Origin of the sequence: Kocuria atrinae (assembly GCF_039531425.1) — a bacterium.
Taxonomy (GTDB): Bacteria; Actinomycetota; Actinomycetes; order Actinomycetales; family Micrococcaceae; genus Kocuria; species Kocuria atrinae.
Genome location: NZ_BAAAQA010000004.1, coordinates 230,391 through 248,975, shown reverse-complemented (window position 1 = coordinate 248,975; position 18,585 = coordinate 230,391). Strand labels below are relative to the sequence as shown.

Below are 18,585 nucleotides of genomic sequence, written 5' to 3'. Positions count from 1 at the left end.
TACCGGGAACAGGCCCTTGCCGTATAGGCTCTAACCGCTAGACCAGTCCAACTACTGGGGACCAGTTCACTTCGTGCCGCGGGGTCCCGTTTTTGGCAGCCGAGTACCGGCTCTCACCTGAGGTTTCTACAGTGTGGTCGATGGTTTCGAAAAACTTTCATAGGAAAGCTCCTGTGGCTGCGCCTGCCGTGCGCTAGATTTCTTACCAACCGGTAATACCGGTGGCGAATTGGGAGATATTTCCCCCGAATCCCTCTCGATTCGAGTACCCGAGCGCTGCAGCTCCAAAACTCTCGCGAGTTCCAATGGTTCCCCCAACTAGTCGAAACTTTGTGCGCTCGGATTGATCCCGCTCGAGGCGTACACCGAGCATGGGAGTCGGCCAGTGAATATCCCCCGTATTCACCGGCCGACACCTTTTTACCGGGTCTTCCAGCGGCCTATGCGTGTCGGTGGGTTGTGGTGGGATGGTTCTTGAGCACCCCGCAGTCCAAATGCGGTGGCGCTCCGCCCGCCCGATCCGTCCGCCCGTTCGAGGTGATCTCCGTGCCCGGTTCACAACCTGCGCCCTATGAGCGCGTGTATGTGTTCCACGGCAGCGCCTCCACGCAGCTCCTGGGAGCCGACCGGTTGGTCACGGCCGCACAAAAATTGCTCGCCGCAGCCGGAATCGATCCCCACGTCTCACCGGCCGTCCACACGGATATTGTGGCCCGGCCCTACACCAACGAGTCTCTGCAGGATCCCATTCTTGACGCGCCCTCGGCGTGGCTCCGTTCTCACACCAGCGTCAGCGAGCTGTCCGTTCAGCTGCCCGCCCAGGAGTTCTGGGATCGCCTCAATGCCGGTAGCTGGGCAACCTGGTCCGAACAGTGGCCGGCTCCAGCGGGCAGTCCGCTGTTCCCACCGCGCACACCGGATTGGTTGATGTACGCACCTCGCTGGGAACTGGATCCACTCGCGCCTGCGCTGGGTCCCGCTGCGCCCGGCGGCTGGATCTGGGCTCCCGCGCCGTCCGGCAGTGCCCATGAATCGGACACTGGCGTCCTCTCGAATCAGAGCGCGGACACAGCCCTGGATTTAGCGACCGACTCCCCCGCGAGCGGTGAGCAGCCCCCCTGGGTGGGGCTCTTTCAGCTCACTGATGTGGAGTCGTTCTGGGTGCTGAGCACCGCGGAGCGCCTGGATCAGGTGGTCAAGCTGTGCGAACAGTTGAGCAGCACGCACTCGGCTTTCTCATGGCTGACCGGTTATTTCGATCCACGTGATGTCCTGGGATCGCTGCGGTTGCCCATGGAATGTGCCCCGGAGCTCGAGTTCGCCCTCACCGAGCGTGGGTATTCCGTGGACGTGTGGTGGTGAGCGACTAGAACTGCTCCGCGCAGCGCTGTAGGAGAGTGGCGGCGGCCGGCCGGGCCTCCCATTCTTCGTGCCACAGCGAGCGCACCACGGCCTTGGACACCGCCTGCGGAGTGATTCCGAGCTGGGCAGCCACATCTTTCTGCTGCCCCCTGGCTCCCGGAGTCAGAAGATCGACCACGCGCCATTCGGCGTCACTGCGCACGCTCACGATCCGTCCCACGAGCTTGAGCATAGCCTGCGCCTCCGCAGCGGACTGCTGATCCGCCGCGCACACGCGCACGGCCACTCGTTCGTTCAGTCGCTGGGTCGCTGCCGCCTCGTGACCATAGAGCATGCCCGCGCCATCCGCGGCAACCGCCAAGCGGCCCTCCGGGTCGGTCACGCGGGTCAGGAATACCTCACCCACCCCGATGGCCACCGCATAACGGCCCTCACGGAGTGCGATCATGGCGGCGCTGACCGCGGTGTGCGGATCTTCGGTCAAACCGCGAACCTCACCGGGCCCGGTGGGCTGGAACGGTGCGCTGGTGTCCAGATCACTCAACTCGCGCGTGAGTTCGTGGTCCATGTCGGTACTGGGCCGGAAGCTGTCCTCCACGCGCTGAGTCAATGTCATCACAAACACGTTCTCAGTATCGCAGTTCTCGCGCCGGTTTCACGCGGTTGGCCGCACCCATGCTGCGCAGTGTCCGGATCTAGAGCAGGGTCTGCAGAATGCGCGCGGCGCCGTCCTCGTAGACCGTGGTGGTGACTTCGTGACATACCTCGGCCACTTCCTCGGGTGCCTGGCCCATGGCCACGCCGCGGGCAGCCCAGTCGAGCATCTCGATGTCGTTGCGGCCATCGCCCATGGCGATGGTGTGAGCGGGGTCCACCCCGAGTTGGCGCCGGATCTGTTCGAGCGCGCTGGCCTTGGATACTCCGTTAGCGGCCACATCCAGCCACGAGGACCAGCCCACGGAGTAGGTGACTCCGTGCAGGCCGGCCTCGTCGATGACCTTGGCGAATTCTTCCGGGGTGTCGTTGGCGCTGTAGACCACCAGGCGGACCGCCGGGGTCTCGGAGAGGGTCTTGAGGTCCACTCCGATGGCCTCGATACCGAAGGACGAGTCCTGGAACCGCTCGGTCGAGTAGAACGTGCCGTCGGCGCTTTCGAGCGCGAATTTGGCGGTGGGCAGTTTGTCGGCCAGGGCTTCCAAAGCGGATGACGGATCAAAGCTGACCCGGTCCACCACTTCGTAGTGCCGCTCGAGTTCCGGGTCCAGTCGCAGCGTGATGCCGCCGTTGGAGCACACGGCAAAGCCGGACTCCATGTGAACCTGCCGAATGACGGGGAGGGTTGCACCCATGGAGCGGCCGGTCGAGATCACCACGTGGTGACCTGCTGCGACCACTGCGCGGGCGGTGTCTTTCACGGCGCGAGACATCTTGCCGTCGTGGTCCACCAGGGTGCCGTCGACATCCAGGGCCACGAGGTACTTGACCCCCTCCTCCTTGGTCCACGCGCCCGTGCGTACGGGCTGAACTTTGGTGGGGGGAAGCGTATCCGCCGCTGATTTCAGTTGTTCTTGCTGCCGGTCATCGATGCCAGCCTGGGTTTCAGTCATAACAGTCATGGTGTCACACCACCAGCTTTCGATGACACGACGCAGACCGCACGGTTGCCGGCGCATGAACTCCCCGGTGCGTCAGTTGACCGGGACCATCACGTCCTGACCACGCATGTAGGGCCGCAGGATCTCGGGAATCACCACGGAACCGTCCTGCTGCTGGTGGGTTTCGAGAATGGCCACGAGCCAACGGGTGGTGGCCAACGTGCCATTCAGGGTGGCGACGGCGCGAGTGCCCGCCTTCTTGGGCTTGCCGTCAGCACCCGTGGTTTCCGGCAGCCGTTCACGAATGTTCAGCCGGCGGGCTTGGTAGGTGGTGCAGTTGGAGGTCGAGGTCAGCTCACGGTAGCGGCCTTGGGTGGGAACCCAGGCTTCGCAGTCGAACTTGCGGGCGGCGGAGGTTCCGAGATCGCCGGCTGCGGTATCGATCACTCGGTAGCTCAGACCGCATGCCTGCAGCATCTGCTCTTCCCAGGCCAGCAGTCGTGCATGTTCTGCGGGTGCCTGGTCCTGGGTGCAGTAGACGAACATTTCCAGTTTATTGAACTGGTGCACCCGGATGATGCCACGGGTGTCCTTACCACCGGAGCCTGCCTCGCGGCGGTAGCACGAGGACCATCCGGCGTAGCGCAGGGGGCCGTCGGACAGATCCAGGATCTCGTCCATGTGATAGCCGGCCAGGGCCACCTCGGAGGTGCCGACCAGGTACAGGTCGTCCTTTTCCACGCGGTAGATCTCATCATCGTGTTCCACGTCGAAACCGGTTCCGCTCATGACCTCGGGACGCACCAGGTTGGGCGTGGTCATCGGGATGAAGCCGTTGTCCAGGGCCAGGTCCTGCGCCGCGAGCAACAGGGCGTTCTCCAGACGGGCGATGTCACGCTTGAGGAAGTAAAACCGGGAACCGGAGACCTTGGCCCCGCGTTCCATGTCGATCCCATCGAGCAGCTCGGCGATTTCCAGGTGATCCTTGGGCTCGAAGCCCTCGGCCTCGAAATCGCGCGGTGTGCCTTCGGTGCGCAGTACCGTGAAATCGTCCTCGCCCCCGGAAGGCACCCCGTCTTCCACCAGATTGGGCAGCTGGGCGAGCAGGGCCTGCTGAGTCTGCTGAGCGGCGTCGGCGGTGGCCTGCGTGGCCTTCACTTCCGCAGCGAGCTGCTTGACCTGGGCGAGCAGTTCTTGTTTCTCCTCGCCCTGGGCCTTGGCCACCTTTTTGCCAAACGCGTTCTGCTCCGCGCGGAGGTTCTCGAACTCCGTGATGGCGCTCCGGCGCTGGGCGTCGGCGTCGAGAATTCGATCGACCAGGCTCTCGTCGGCCTCGCGGGCCTTCTGGGAAGCACGGAACAGGTCGGGGTGGGCGCGCAGCTCATTGATATCGATCACCGTTCCAGGGTAGCGAACGCCGCGGCGTGACGCGGAACCCACTGCCGCACGCGGCTCGCACCAAGTTGGCGACCGTAGACTATAACTAATAAGCAGGTGACAGTTCTCCCTACCGAGAAAGGCTGCCGTGCGCACCAATTCTCTGGTTCCGCAGCGAGTCGCTGTGGTCCTCAACCCGATCAAGCTCCAAGCCGATGAAGCCCGCGATGCCGTGATCCTGGCATGCCGCAAGGGTGGCTGGTCCGATCCCGAGTTCTACCTGACCGAAGAAGATGACCCCGGATACTCCATGGCCCGGCGTGCCCTGGAAGATGACGCTGACGTAGTGCTTGCGGCCGGCGGGGACGGCACCGTGCGCGCCGTTGCCGAGACGCTCGCCGGAACCGGAACCCCTCTCGGGCTCGTCCCCCTGGGCACCGGCAACCTCTTGGCCCGTAACCTCGGGTCGAATCTGGCCGACCCGCGCCACTGCGTGGACGTGGCCCTGTTCGGTTCCGAGAAGTCCATCGACACGGTCTCCTTCAACGTGGAGCGGGAAGACGGCACGCTGGACGAGAACCGTTTCCTGGTCATGGGCGGTGGCGGTTTCGACGCTCAGATCATGGCGGACACCAAGGACGACCTCAAGGACATGGTCGGCTGGGTCGCTTACGGCGAGGCCGGCGCGCGTCACCTGTTCAACCGCCCCGGTTGGGCCCGTTTCCAGGTGGACGGCGGCGAATGGGAATCAGCCCGCGCCCGCTCCGTGATGGTCTGCAACTGCGGCGAACTCACCGGCGGCATGGTCCTGGTTCCGGACGCCAAATTGGACGACGGCGTTCTGGACCTCGTGGTCATGAGCCCCCGCAGCATGCTCGGCTGGGCCCGCATGGCCGCCAAGGTGCTCTTCCGCCACACCCACGACCTGCCCGTGATCGACTTCCACCGCGGCAAGCACGTGCGCGTGGAATTCTGGGACGCCACCGAGTCCGAGATCGACGGCGATTCCCTGGGCAAAATCAAGGCCTTCGAGTCCGAGGTGTTCCCCGGATCGCTGCGTGTGCGCGTGGCGCCCTCCATGGCCAACCTGGATGAGCCCGAGGCCCCGGTCATCGACGCCGCGGATCCGGACAAGATCTGAACGCCCTCTGATCGACGGTAGAGCCAAGGAATCGCTAATCCGTGGTCGCACCGTCGATCACGTTGCGGTCCGCGGCAAACCAGGGTCGCACCGCCGACCAGAAGCACGCACCAACAGCGACGTCGCCGCATCCCCACCTCTTGCACCCGACCCGGGGCCGGAAGAGAACGGGACGCGGCGGCGTCGTCTGTGAATGCGGCGGTTAAGCGGCCCCGGCCAGGCCGAAGATGGCCGCGGCAATCGCGAAGCCCACCACACCAATGATGGTTTCCAGAACGGTCCAGGTCTTGAACGTGGTCTTCACATCCATTTCCAGGAAACGACCAACCAGCCAGAAGCCGGAGTCGTTCACATGGGACAGCACCACGGAACCGGCAGCCACCGCCACCACCATGGCGGCCAACTGCATCGCGTTGTAGTCCCCGGCGAGCACGGCGGGTGCGACCAGACCGGCTGCGGTGGTCAGCGCAACAGTGGCCGAACCCTGAGCCACGCGCATCACCGCGGCAATGATGAAGCCTGCCAGGATCACGGGGATACCGAGGCCCGAGAGCACGTTCTCCATGGCGTCGCCGATACCCGAGGTACGCAACACACCGCCGAACATGCCTCCGGCGCCGGTGATCAGAATGACCGAGCAGACCGGGCCGAGCGCCGATTCAAAGGTCTTCTCGATGGCCGAGCCACTCATGCTACGGACCTTGCCGATGGTCAGCGCAGCAATGATCAAGGTGATGGTCAGGGCAATGGGGGTCTCGCCAATCGCGCGCAGCAGCTCGAACCAGCCCTGACCAGCGGTATCTTCGCTCACCGCGCCGGACTCAGCCAGCGTACCCAGGCCCGTATTAAGGAAGATCAGCAGCATGGGCAACAGCAGGAGCATGATGACCAGACCGACCGACGGCGGATTCTTCACGTTCTCGGCCTCGCCCAGAATGGTGGGCACGGGCAGGTTGATCTTGCGTCCCACGATCTTGCCGAACAGGTAGGACGAGAGGTACCACGCCGGAATGGCGCAGACGAGGCCCACCAGGATGATGTAGCCGACGTTCGCGTCGAAGAACGTTGCGGCAGTCACCGGGCCCGGGTGCGGCGGCACGAACACATGCATCACGGAGAACGCACCCACCGCGGGAAGCGCATAGGTCAACACACTTCCGCCCAGGCGGCGAGCCACCGAGAAGACGACCGGGAGCATGACGACCAGGCCGGCGTCGAAGAAGATCGGGAAGCCAAACAGCAGCGATGCGACACCCAGCGCAAGCGGGGCCCGCTTCTCGCCGAAGACACCAATGAGTTTGTCCGCGAGCACCTGCACGCCACCGGAGGTTTCCAGCAGACGACCGAGCATGGCACCCAGGCCCACCAGCAGAGCCACGCTGGCCAGGGTGTTACCGAATCCGTTGAGCAGTAGCGGGACTACCTCACCGGTAGGAATCCCGGTGGAGAAAGCGGTCAGTGCGGAAATAATGATGAGTGCAAGAAACGCGTGGACGCGGAACTTGATGATGAGCACCAGCAACACGGCGATGGCCGCGGCTGCAATCAACAGCAGGGGGCCCGCTGTGAGGGTCTGACTCCAGCCTTCGATTTCCATGGGGCTATTGTCCTCTCAAATGATCGACCCAAGATCGGGCCTGAATAAATGCGGCATCCGAGTGCTGTTTGGCGACCTCGATGACTCGCTGATCTGCTCGCGGGTAGGAACCCAGGAATCGGGTGCGCGGACACATGCGCCGAACGCCCATCAGCGCATCTGCCACGCGGTCGTCCTGGATGTGGCCATCGACATCCACACTGAAGAAGTAGTCACCCAGGTGGCTTCCGGTGGGCCGGGATTCGATGCGGGACAAGTTCACCCCGCGAGTGGCGAACTGCTCAAGGATTTCCATGAGCGCTCCGGCACGATCTTGCCACAGCGGAATCACCACAGAGGTCTTGTCCGCGCCGGTGGGCGGGGGCATGGTTGCGTCCGGCCTGGCCACCAGGATGAAACGCGTTACGGCGTTCTTGTTGTCGCCGATGTTCTCGGCGATAACGGTGAGCTCCGGGTGTCGGTCGACGACGACGGGCGAACACACGCCTGCGTCGTAGGGGACACCGTCCGAGATGGTACCCCCGTGGCCATCGAGAAACGCCACGGCTGAGGCAGCGGTGGACGGGGCCGGGACATATTCCACACCTGGAATATTCTGTTCGACCCAACCTCGAATCTGTGCCCAGGCGTGGCTGTGCGTGGAGATGGAGCGGATCTGGTCCAACGCCAACTCCCCCGGTGCCACCAGGGTGAACTGAATCGGGACCAGGATCTCCTGGAGGATGCGCAGCTCGGCGCCCGAGGCGACGTCGTCCAGCGTTGCCGTCACGCCACCCTCGACCGAGTTCTCAATGGGGACCACCGCGGCATCCACGGCACCCTTACGAACGGCCGCGAGCGCGGACGGAACGGAAGCCATGGGAATCCGCTCGGATTCGCGGGCTCCGGGGACCTGCATGAGAGCGGCCTCGGTGAAGGTGCCCTCCGGGCCCAGAAAAGCGATCCGACGCGGGCGTGGCCCCGAGTCCGCAGAGGGACCCGAGGCCACGCCGGAAACTGCCGCGTTCACAGGACGCGGGGAGTTTCGCCGTTTTCGGAAACCAGGGGCTTGTCGGCATCCGCCCACGCGCCCATGCCACCCAGCACGTTCACGGGATCGAACCCGTACTGCGCGAGGTAGGCGGTGGCCTTCAGCGAGCGGCCGCCGGATCGGCAGATGACGTAGACATCTTCATCCACCGGAACCTCGCCGGTGCGCTCGGCCAGCTGGGACAGCGGCAGGTGCTGAGCGCCGTCGATGTGGCCGGCATCCCATTCGTCCTGCTCGCGGACGTCCAGGACGGGTGCGCCCTGGGGAATGTCCTCAACGGACGCGGACGGCAGATTGTTCACGTTGTCCATGGTTCCTCCGAACTCAGAAGCGGAAAATTGATCCGCCTCCACCTTAACGCTGGACCGGGTCCAGGGGCTCTTCTTCGTGCGACGCGAACGGGCCGAGATCAGGCAGACCGTTCTTGGCCACACTGCGCTTGGACGCGCTGAAGCCAATGGTGGTGCCCACCACGATCACCACGCCGGCGATCAGGCTGTAGTACCAGTGCGGGTTGCTGAAATCGAACATGATGTACAGCGCCACAATGATGAGGAACGCCAAGCAGATGTAGTTGGTGACCGGAGCGCCGGGCATGCGGAAATTGACGGCATGCGCTTCGCCACGGGCTACCTTGCGGCGGTAGCCGATGTGCGAGACGAAGATCGAGATCCAGCCGAACAGGATGAACACCGCGCATGCGCTCAACACGACCTCGAATGCGGAAGCAGCACCCAGTGCGTAAATCAGGATGATGCCCAACAGGTAGAAACCGAGCAGGCAGATCAGTGCACCGGAGGGCACACCGCGCTTGGACACCGTGGCCGTGACGCGGGGCGCCTGACCGTGGGCTGCGAGGTTACGAAGCAGACGCACGCACGCGTAGAGGGTTGCATTCACGCCAGAAATAGCGGCGGTCAACACCACGAAGTTCATGATGCCCGCGAGCGCCGGGATGTTCAGCGAGCCCAGTGCGGTCACGAACGGTGACTCGTTGCCCGAGTACTGCTGGGTGGGCAACAGCATGGACAGCACCAGGATGGAGCCGATGTAGAACAGTGCAATACGCAGTACCACGGAGTTGATGGCGCGGGGCATGGAGCGCTCGGGGTCCTTGGCTTCACCAGCGGAGACGCCCACGATCTCAATGGCGGAGTACGAGAAGACCACACCGGACATCACGACCACCAGGGCCAGGACGCCACTCGTTGCGAAACCCTCCGACCACAGGTTGGAAACAGAAGCCACGGTGGGGGCATTGAAGATGTCACCGGCAACCACCAGGATGATGCCCGCAATCAGGAACAACAGGATGGCCAGCACCTTGATCATGGCGGCCCAGGTCTCGATGAAGCCGTAGAGCTTCACGCTGAGCAGGTTACAGCCGACTATCACGAGTGCCGCGACCAGGGACGGGATCCAGCCCGGGATCTCCGGCCACCAGAACTGCACGTACACGGCGAGCGCCGCAATCTCGCCCACGCCGGCCACTGCGGCCAGCACCACGTAGATCCAACCGATCATGTAAGCGAAGCGGTCGGAGACGAACTCTCGGGCGTAAGACACCCACGCGCCGGTGGTGGGCCGGTAGATCACCATTTCGCCCAGTGCTCGCATGAGCAGGTAGACGACCACGGAGACGACCAGGTAGGACAGCACCAGGGCCGGCCCGGCGGTGGCCAGACGTTGCCCGATTCCGAGGAACAGGCCCACACCGATGGCGCCGCCAATGGCGATCATCTGGATCTGGAAGTTACCGAGGGACTTCTTGTACCCCTCGTCACCCCGATCCTCGTACGTGGGCATGGGCCCTGTGGCGGGCTCTTTCGGGTCGAATGGCATGACATTCTCCTGTTCGTGGGGTGAAGCACCCACCTGATGCGTCAATCAATAATGCTCACGAGACGGACCCCCACCACGCACCGCCGGTAGTTGCTCACTGAGGGTAGTTCTGAAATCGGCGTGCAACGAACATTTCGGTTCATTTGCCCGAGTGAGTCGAAATGCGTCATATTGCGCCCGCGAAGAGCAATAAATGGCAGACAAGTGACACGTGGCTGTTGACGAGAGGCGATGTAACGGTCCACGCTGACCACCAATCGGCCGGTGTGAGACGGTTAGTCACGATGCCGCTTCTGGTGGATTCCACCATCGATCGTACGAGTAAAGGACGGTAAGAGACTTCATGACTCTCGACGTGATCTTCACCAACGGCACCATTCACACCCAGGATCCTGAGCACCCCACGGCTCACAGTTTGGGTGTTCACCAGGGGAAGGTCGTGAGCCTGGACGACGAGCTGCCCACCGATCTCTTCGAGCGCGTGGTGGATCTCAAGGGTGCCGCCGTGGTCCCCGGGTTCAACGACGCTCACTGCCACCTGAGCTTCTTGGGCGAGTCGCTGGTTCAGCTGGACCTGCGCCCGTCCGCCATTTCCACCGTGGACGACCTAATCGGCGCCGTGCGCGATGCCGCCGCAGACGCCGAGCCCGGCGAATGGATCCTGGGTCAGGGCTACGACCAGAATTATCTGGACGGCGCGCATCCCACCGCGGTAGCCCTGGACGAGGTCGCCCCGGACAATCCCGTGTGGCTGTGGCACAACTCGCGTCACATGGCCGTGGTCAACAGCAAGGCCTTCGAAATCGCCGGTTACCCCGGCCGCAAGGGCTTCGAGGTTCCGGAGGGTGGCGAGGTCCCGCTCGACGAGGACGGCGCCGCGCAGGGCCTGCTCTCGGAGACGGCCCGCGGCCTGGTCCAGGAAGTACTGCCCGCCAAGACCACCGAGGACGTTGCCGATCAGATTGCAGCCGCCTGCGACGCCGCTCTGGCCGCCGGCATCACGTCCATCACCGAACCGGGTTTGGGCTCTCCCGCGAACATCGGTCAGTCCTTCACGGATATCGCCGCCTACCAGCTGACCAAGGACCAGGGTCGGCTGCGCTTGCGCGCCACCGTGATGCCTTATCTGACCACGCTGCACCCCATCGATCCCAGCGGCAAGGACGTTGCCAATGAGTTCCCGGATGAGGATCAGCCCTTCGGTCTGGACTTGGGAATCCGCTCCGGCATGGGTGACGACTGGTTCCAGATCGGCGCCGTCAAGGTACTGTCGGACGGCTCTCTGATCGGCCGTTCCGCGTTCATGACCGAGGGCTACGCCGCTGATGCAGAAGAGGGCGTGGAGAACGTCGGCTTCCTGCAGTTCCCACAGGAATGGTTGGAACGCCGCCTGATCGCGGCGCACAAGAACGGCTGGCAGCTTGCCGTGCACGCCATCGGCGACGGCGCCGTGGACGTGGTGCTGGACATCATCGAGAAGGCACAGCAAGAATTCCCCCGCGAGGACGCCCGCCACCGTATCGAGCACTTCGGTGTCGCCAGCGACGAGCAAGTGGCCCGTTCGGCGGCTCTCGGAGTGGTTCCCGTGCCCCAGGGGCGGTTCGTGAACGAGCTCGGCGACGGTATGGCCAAGGCGCTGGGCGAGAAGCGCACCCGCCTGTGCTACCGCATGAAGTCCCTCATCGACGCGGGCATGGTGGCCCCCGCCTCCACGGACGCACCCGTGGTGGAGTACCCGCCGCTGTACAACATTCACGACATGGTCAACCGCCGCACGGCATCCGGCGCCCAGTTCGTTCCGGAAGAATGCATCACCGTGGACCAGGCCGTGAACGCCTACACCGTGGGCAGCGCGTACGCGTCCCACCAGGACGACTTCAAGGGCACCTTGAGCGCGGGCAAACTTGCGGACTTCGTGGTGCTCTCCGATGACATTTATGACATCGACCCGCAGACCATCAAGGACGTGCAGGTCACGGCCACGATTGTGGGTGGGGAAATTATGCACGGAAACCTGTAACCACCCGACAAATCATTCAGCGCGTCACCATTTATTGAAGTTAACGACCATTCTTCCGGCTCCCGGCGAGTCCGGTGCCTAACCAGGAGGTACTAATGACCAAACAGTCAGCCGGCCATCTCATTGTCGAGTCGCTCAAGCGCCACGGCGTGGAACGCGTGTTCTCCGTGCCCGGTGAGAGCTACCTGGACGTACTCGATGGCCTCTACAACTCGGGTATCGAGAACGTGGTGTGCCGCCAGGAGGGCGGCGCCCTGTACATGGCGGAGGCAGTGGGCAAGGCCACCGGTGAGCCCGGTGTCGCCATGGTGACCCGCGGTCCCGGTGCATCCAACGCATTCGTTGGTGTCCACCTCGCATGGCAGGACTCCACTCCCCTGGTGCTATTCGTGGGCCTGATCCCGTTCGAGCACCGCATGAAGGAAGCCTTCCAGGAGTTCGACCCGTACGCGTGGTTCGGCACCCAGACTAAGCGCGTGTTCGTCCTCGACGAGGCCGAGCGCGCGTCCGAGGTCGTGGCCGAGGCATTCTTTGCCGCTACTTCCGGCCGCCCCGGTCCCGTGGTGGTCGGTCTCCCCGAGGACGTCATCACCGAAATGGTGGACCGCCCCGTGGTGCCGCGCATCCCCGTGACCGAGGGTTCCGTGAGCAACGAGGAGATCAACGACCTCAAGGCGGCCTTCGCCAAGGCCGAGCGTCCGGCAATGCTGCTCGGCGGTCCCCGCTGGACCGCGGAGGCCTCCAAGCAGGTCACCGCATTCGCCGAGAAGAACGGCATTCCGGTCATTACCGATTGGCGCGCCGCTGACCGTATCCCCGGCAACTCTTCCGTCAACGCGGGCGAGGTGGGTTATGGTCGCACCGAGGAGTCCTTGGCTGTCCTCAAGGACGCCGATCTGCTGCTCCTCGTGGGCGGCACCCTCTCCGACGTTCCGACGGAGAGCTTCACCGTTCGCCAGAACCCCGATGACGTCAACTGGATCGTCAACATCGACGCTTCCTTGCGCCAGCACTCGGGCGCGGTGACTCGTCAGATCCTGGCTTCCCCGGTGGCCTTCGGTCAGGCCGTGGCAGATCTGGACCTGGGCGAGCACCCGGACTGGACGTCGTGGCGCGAACCCGCCGTGGAAGCGCACCGCAAGGTCTCGCAGATCCCGGACAACACCGGCACCAACGCGGCGGGCACCGCTGACATGACCCTGGTCATGGAAGAGGTCCTCAAGCACATGCCGGAGGACACCCAGATCACGTTCGGTTCCGGTAACCACACCGCGTGGGGTCACCGCTACTTCCCGAACTTCTTCTACCCGTCCCAGTTCTCGGTGCGTAACGGCACCATGGGCTATTCGGTTCCCGCCGCCGTAGCGCTGTCGTTGGAGGACAAGGATCGCTTTGTCTTCTCGATCGCCGGCGACGGTGAGTTCCTCATGAACAGCCAGGAACTGGCCACGGCAAAGCAGTTCGGGGCGCACCCGCTGATCCTGGTCATGGACAACTCCCAGTTCGGCACCATCCGTTCCCACCAGGAAGCCCACTACCCGGGCCGCATCTCCGGAACGCAGCTGGCGAACCCGGACTTCGGCGTGCTGGGCGAGGGGTACGGCGGGTACGGAGCCCGCTTGGACAACAACGACGACATTGAGCGCGTCATCTCCGAGGCCATGAAGGCCACGCAGGAGGATCGCATCCCCGCCGTGGTGCACGTGGTGGTCGACCGCTCCAAGGTCATGCCGGGCATGTAATAACAGCCCGCTCGGTGTGTGGTGGCGGAATTTCCGCCGCCACACACCGTTTTCAGTCGGCACTAGCCGAGCATCGAATTATTTCAAGGAGGTATTGGCATGAGCCAAGAATTTACTATTGAGGACTGCGCCGCCGGAGTACGGAACGCCAAGCCCTCCGAGGTCCGTAAGGTTTTCGCAATGTCCGCCAAGCCGGGCATGATTTCCTTCGCGTCGGGTATGCCGGAGCTCAGCTCCCTGCCCATGGATTCGCTGGCGGACATCACTGAGGAACTGATGCGCAACCGCGGCATGGAGGTCATGCAGTACGGCGCTTCCACCGGCACGGATCACCTCAAGGCCCAGATCATCGAACTCATGAAGCTCGAGGGCATCGAGAACGCCAAGCCAGAGGACATCATTGTCACCACCGGTTCGCAGTGCGGTCTGGACATCCTGACCCGCGTGCTGATCGATCCGGAAGACGTGATCCTGGCGGAAGCACCGTCCTATTCGGGTGCCATGGCCGTGTTCACCGGCGCCCAGGCCAACGTGGTGCACGTTGGCGCTGACCACGAGGGCCTGATTCCCGAGGAACTCGAGAAGACCGTGGAGGAGCTCAAGGCGCAGGGTCGCCGCATCAAGTTCCTGTACACGATCCCGAGCTTCCAGAACCCGGGCGGCACCATGATGCCGCAGGAGCGCCGTGACCGCGTGCGCGAGATCTGCGACGCCAACCACATCCTGATCGCCGAGGACAACCCCTACGGTCTGCTGGGCTTCGAGGGCCAGGTGGGCCGCGCCATGCGCGCCGACGACGACAACGTGGTTTACCTGGGATCCTTCTCCAAGATGTTTGCCCCCGGTTTGCGCGTGGGTTGGACGCTGGCGCCCAGCTCGCTGTCCAAGATCCTTGGCCTGCAGGCAGAGGCCGCCGTGCTGAACCCCTCCGTGTTCGGCCAGGAATTGGTCGCCGAGTACCTGGAGAAGACCGACTGGCAGGCTGTGCTGAACCAGTACCGCGAGCTGTACGGTAAGCGCGCCCAGGCACTGATGGACGTCTTCGACGAGTTCATGCCCGAGGGCGTGACCTGGACCCGCCCCGAGGGCGGTTTCTACTCGTGGATCACCCTGCCCGAGTCCGTGGACTCCTACGAGCTGTGCATGACCTGCATCGACCGCGGTGTGGTGTTCGTACCGGGCACCGCGTTCTACACGGACGGCCGTGGCACGCACGAGGCCCGCGTCTCGTTCTGCCACCCCACCGAGGAGGACATCCGCAAGGGTGCAGAGATCTTCGCCACCGCACTGAAGGAAGCCATCAGCGGCTGATTTCCCTCGCGTAGCGCTCATGACGACGGCGCCGCACCCCGGAAACGGGGCGCGGCGTCGTCGTATTTCTGTTAGCAAATCCCCAGGTCACTGACTTCTGTAATGTCCACAAGAACCCCTAGGCCAGTCGAGGCACGGGTATTGCAACCGCAGGCGTTCAACAATGTTCGGACTGTTCCACAATGCAAAGATCCACTCCATGAATCCGGCCGCCGGCTGGACTCCGCAAAACGCCTGGCACGCCTCGGACACTCCCCACCCGGACGCCATTTTGACCTCCCATGACCGCATCGTGGCGGTGAGTGATTATCAGGAACTCAAGGATCTGGCCCCGCTGGGCACCGAGCACACCGACATGGAAAACCGTTCGGTGCTGCCCGGGCTGGGCGATGCGCACATTCACTCCGCCATCTACGCACGCTCCCTGTTCGAGCCGGACATGCGCAATTGCCGGTCCTTGGAAGAGGCCTTGGACGTGCTGAAGCCGTACGTGGCGAAAGCTCGCGAGGATGAGAGCATCACGTGGATCTTCGGTGGGCAGTGGAACGTCAATATTTGGGACAAGCCCGTGGTGCCGGATCGCAAGGCGCTGGATTCTGTCAGCCCGGACATCCCCGTGGCGCTGGGGTCCATGGACTGGCACACCCTGTGGCTCAATTCCAAGGCTCTCGAAGAACTCGGCCTGGACCGCGACGTGCCTAACCCAAACGGCGGAACGTACGTTCGTGACGAGCACGGTGAACTGACCGGTATTCTGCGCGAGGCCGCAGCCATCCCGGTACGCGACGGTCTCATGCAGTCGGACGTCTCGGGCCATATCGACGACATGCTCCCGCACGGGCAGCGTGAACTGCTCAAGCGCGGCATCACTTCGATCCACGACATCGACGGGGCAGACTGTCTGTACGCGTACCAGAAGATCCGCGAGCGCGGTGAGCTGGACATCCGAATCCACAAGGTGCTCCGGCAGGAACAGATCCTGGACTTCATCAGCCGCGGCATTCGCACGGGATCCGGCGACGAGTGGATTTCCATTGGCCCGCTCAAACTCTTCACGGACGGCGCCCTGGGTTCCCACACCGCACACATGTCGGAGCCGTGGCCCGGCACCCACGACCACGGGGTGGCCGTGATCTCCCGTGAGGAGCTGGACCATTGGACCCATAAGGCGGCAGCGGCGGGCATTGCCAGCGCCGTGCACGCCGTGGGTGACCAGGCCGTCACCGATGTCTTGGACTCGTTCGAGGCCAACCGAACGATCGCCCAGGTCTTCGGGCTGCGCCAGCGCGTGGAGCACGCTCAGTACATCAAACGCGATGACATCCTGAGGTTCCAGCGATTAGGGGTGACCGCTTCCATGCAGCCCCTGCACTGCCCCGAGGAGATCCCCATGAACGACTTTGTGGAGGGCCGGGATATGGTGGCCTACGGGTGGAACAGTCTGCGTGCTGCGGGAACCCCCATGGCTTTCGGCTCGGACGGGCCGGTGGTGGACCCCAACCCGTTCTTCGGGATTCACGCCGCTGTATGTCGTTCGGAACCGGAGAAGCCCGCCAATCGCTGGCAACCGGAGGAGAGCATCGGTCTACCGGAGGCACTTTATTACTATACCCACGCGGTAGCCCGCGCCTCCTATGAGGAGAACCTCAAGGGGTGCCTGGCACCGGGCATGCTCGCGGACTTCATCGCGGTGGACCGAGATGTGTTTGCGGAAGACGCCCAAGCGGTCAAGGACACCGTGGTCGAAGCCACCGTGGTGGGTGCGCAGATCCGTTATCAGCGTGAACGGTAAAGGGGACAAGGAGCCTGCGCCAGTCCACCGGTTGCTTCGATAGGATCGGAGGTCAGCCCTTGTCCACCCCGCACCGGTTCGCATCGAGGAGTCCCACGGATGTTTCGCCTGTTCCATAACGCCAAAGTCCACGCCATGAACCCGGCCACGGGGTGGACTCCGCAGGCCACCTGGCACTCCCACGACATGCCTCACCCGGATGCCATCCTCACCTCGGACGACCGCATCGTGGCCGTGGGCGACTATCGGAGGCTCAAGGACATGGCTCCGTTGGGTACGGAGCGCACGAGCCTCGAGGGTAAGTACGTGTTGCCGGGCATGGGTGACGGACACATTCATTCGGCCATTTACTCACGCTCCATCACGGAACCCGATATGCGTTTCTGCGGCTCGTTGCAGGAGGCCCTGGACCTGCTGAAGCCGTTCGTGGAGAAGGCGCGGCAGGATGAGTCCCAGACCTGGATCTTCGGCGGACAGTGGAACGCCAACGGCTGGGACGTTCCGGTGTTCCCGGACAAGCACAGCCTGGATAGCATCTGCCCGGACATCCCCATGGCCCTGGGTTCCCTGGACTGGCACACGCTGTGGCTCAACTCCAAGGCGCTGGAGACTCTGGGTTTGGACCGCAACGTCAAGGACCCGGACGGCGGCACCTACGAGCGGGACGAGCACGGTGAACTCACCGGCATCATCCGGGAAGCGGCGGGCATCCCCATCCGCGATGGCCTGATGCAGTCGGATGTCTCCGGCAACATCGACGATTACCTGCCCGTGGGCCAGCGAGAACTGCTCAAGCGCGGTATCACCTCCATCCACGACATCGACGGCGCGGACTGCCTCTTTGCCTATCAGAAACTGCGGGAACGCGGTGAGCTGGATATCCGCGTGCACAAGGTGCTGCGGCAGGAACAGATTCTCGATTTCATCAGTCGCGGTATTCGCACCGCATCGGGCGATGAGTGGATTTCAATGGGTCCGCTCAAGCTCTTCGCGGACGGCGCTTTGGGCTCCCACACTTGCCACATGTCGGATCCGTGGCCGGGCACCCAGGACCATGGGATGGCCGTGACTACTCGGGACGAATTGGATCATTGGATCCACCTGGCGGCGAGCGCCGGCATTGCCACCGCGGTTCACGCCATCGGTGACCAGGCCGCGACCGAGGTGCTCGACGCGTTCGAGACTCATCAGGCCATTTCACGGGTCTTCGGCCTGCGCCAGCGCATCGAGCACGCGCAGTACATCAAACGCAGCGACATCGCCCGATTCCGTCAACTGGGTGTCACGGCCTCTATGCAGCCCATGCACTGCACGGCTGACATCCCCATGAACGATTTCCTGGAGGATCGCGACCTGATCGCGTACGGCTGGAACAGCCTGCGGGCGGCAGGTGCGGAACTCGTCTTCGGTTCGGATGCACCCGTGGAGGATCCCAATCCGTTCCAGGGCATTCACGCGGCCATCACGCGGACTCGTGACGGGGATGCCGTGGACGGTTGGCAGCCACAGGAAATCCTTCCCCGTGCGGAGGCCGTGTACTACTACACCCACGCCGTGGCGCGCGCCTCCTACGAGGAGAACCTCAAGGGGTGCCTGGCACCGGGCATGCTCGCGGACTTCGTGGTCGTGGACCGGGACGTCTTCGCGGAGGACGATCGCGCGATCAAGGACACCGTGGTCGAGTCCACCGTGGTGGGGGCTCAGATCCGCTACCAGCGCGAGGACTGAACCACTTCCGGTTGTTCTCGAACGCCCCACCTCGACGCCGCCCCGGCA

The 18,585-nt window shown here is 63.7% G+C and carries 14 protein-coding genes; 7 read left to right on the top strand and 7 right to left on the bottom strand.

What is annotated here, in order from left to right; translation table 11 throughout:
• Window positions 1–474 precede the first annotated feature (474 nt).
• Complete coding sequence (locus ABD283_RS04080; RefSeq protein WP_344223721.1) at window positions 475–1,362, top strand: hypothetical protein; 888 nt, start codon at window positions 475–477, stop codon at window positions 1,360–1,362.
• Between the two features lie 4 nt (window positions 1,363–1,366).
• Here the strand turns inward: ABD283_RS04080 and ABD283_RS04075 are convergent, their stop codons facing one another.
• From ABD283_RS04075 to serS, 3 genes are all read right to left on the bottom strand, one after another.
• Window positions 1,367–1,978, bottom strand: coding sequence for a hypothetical protein (locus ABD283_RS04075; protein ID WP_344223720.1), 612 nt, complete (start codon window positions 1,976–1,978; stop codon window positions 1,367–1,369).
• A gap of 79 nt (window positions 1,979–2,057) precedes the next feature.
• Window positions 2,058–2,969 carry an HAD family hydrolase gene (locus ABD283_RS04070; protein WP_344223719.1) on the bottom strand — a complete coding sequence of 304 codons (912 nt, stop codon included), beginning with the start codon at window positions 2,967–2,969 and terminating at the stop codon, window positions 2,058–2,060.
• A gap of 81 nt (window positions 2,970–3,050) precedes the next feature.
• Entirely contained in the window at window positions 3,051–4,355 is a 1,305-nt protein-coding gene (gene serS, locus ABD283_RS04065; protein ID WP_344223718.1) for a serine--tRNA ligase, read from the bottom strand.
• A gap of 127 nt (window positions 4,356–4,482) precedes the next feature.
• On the opposite strand from serS, the gene ABD283_RS04060 reads away from it, so the two are divergent.
• Entirely contained in the window at window positions 4,483–5,475 is a 993-nt protein-coding gene (locus ABD283_RS04060) for a diacylglycerol/lipid kinase family protein (protein ID WP_344223717.1), read from the top strand.
• Window positions 5,476–5,677: 202 nt separating this feature from the next.
• On the opposite strand, the gene ABD283_RS04055 is transcribed toward ABD283_RS04060, so the two are convergent.
• Genes ABD283_RS04055 through ABD283_RS04040 form a run of 4 tightly spaced genes read right to left on the bottom strand, consistent with a single transcriptional unit; the run spans window position 5,678 to window position 9,944 of the window.
• On the bottom strand, window positions 5,678–7,072 hold the full coding sequence (locus tag ABD283_RS04055) for a GntP family permease (protein WP_344223716.1): 1,395 nt from the start codon (window positions 7,070–7,072) through the stop codon (window positions 5,678–5,680).
• Window positions 7,073–7,076: 4 nt separating this feature from the next.
• Window positions 7,077–8,081, bottom strand: coding sequence for a prephenate dehydratase (gene pheA, locus ABD283_RS04050; RefSeq protein WP_344223715.1), 1,005 nt, complete (start codon window positions 8,079–8,081; stop codon window positions 7,077–7,079).
• Entirely contained in the window at window positions 8,078–8,413 is a 336-nt protein-coding gene (locus ABD283_RS04045) for a rhodanese-like domain-containing protein (protein ID WP_031272826.1), read from the bottom strand. Before ABD283_RS04045 ends, pheA begins: the two co-directional genes overlap by 4 nt.
• A 43-nt stretch (window positions 8,414–8,456) precedes the next feature.
• A complete protein-coding gene (locus ABD283_RS04040) occupies window positions 8,457–9,944 on the bottom strand; it encodes an amino acid permease (RefSeq protein ID WP_344223714.1) in 1,488 nt (495 codons plus the stop codon).
• A gap of 343 nt (window positions 9,945–10,287) precedes the next feature.
• Here ABD283_RS04040 and ABD283_RS04035 point away from each other — a divergent pair, with 343 nt between their 5' ends.
• From ABD283_RS04035 to ABD283_RS04015, 5 genes are all read left to right on the top strand, one after another.
• On the top strand, window positions 10,288–11,964 hold the full coding sequence (locus ABD283_RS04035; RefSeq protein WP_016996813.1) for an amidohydrolase: 1,677 nt from the start codon (window positions 10,288–10,290) through the stop codon (window positions 11,962–11,964).
• A gap of 95 nt (window positions 11,965–12,059) precedes the next feature.
• Window positions 12,060–13,706: a thiamine pyrophosphate-binding protein gene (locus ABD283_RS04030; RefSeq protein ID WP_344223713.1), complete on the top strand. Its 1,647-nt coding sequence runs from the start codon at window positions 12,060–12,062 to the stop codon at window positions 13,704–13,706.
• 99 nt (window positions 13,707–13,805) lie between these two features.
• Window positions 13,806–15,017, top strand: a complete 1,212-nt coding sequence (locus ABD283_RS04025; RefSeq protein ID WP_344223712.1) for an aminotransferase-like domain-containing protein — start codon at window positions 13,806–13,808, stop codon at window positions 15,015–15,017.
• A gap of 163 nt (window positions 15,018–15,180) precedes the next feature.
• A complete protein-coding gene (locus tag ABD283_RS04020; protein WP_344223711.1) occupies window positions 15,181–16,809 on the top strand; it encodes an amidohydrolase in 1,629 nt (542 codons plus the stop codon).
• A 99-nt stretch (window positions 16,810–16,908) separates the two neighbouring features.
• On the top strand, window positions 16,909–18,537 hold the full coding sequence (locus ABD283_RS04015; RefSeq protein ID WP_016996810.1) for an amidohydrolase: 1,629 nt from the start codon (window positions 16,909–16,911) through the stop codon (window positions 18,535–18,537).
• Window positions 18,538–18,585: the final 48 nt, after the last annotated feature.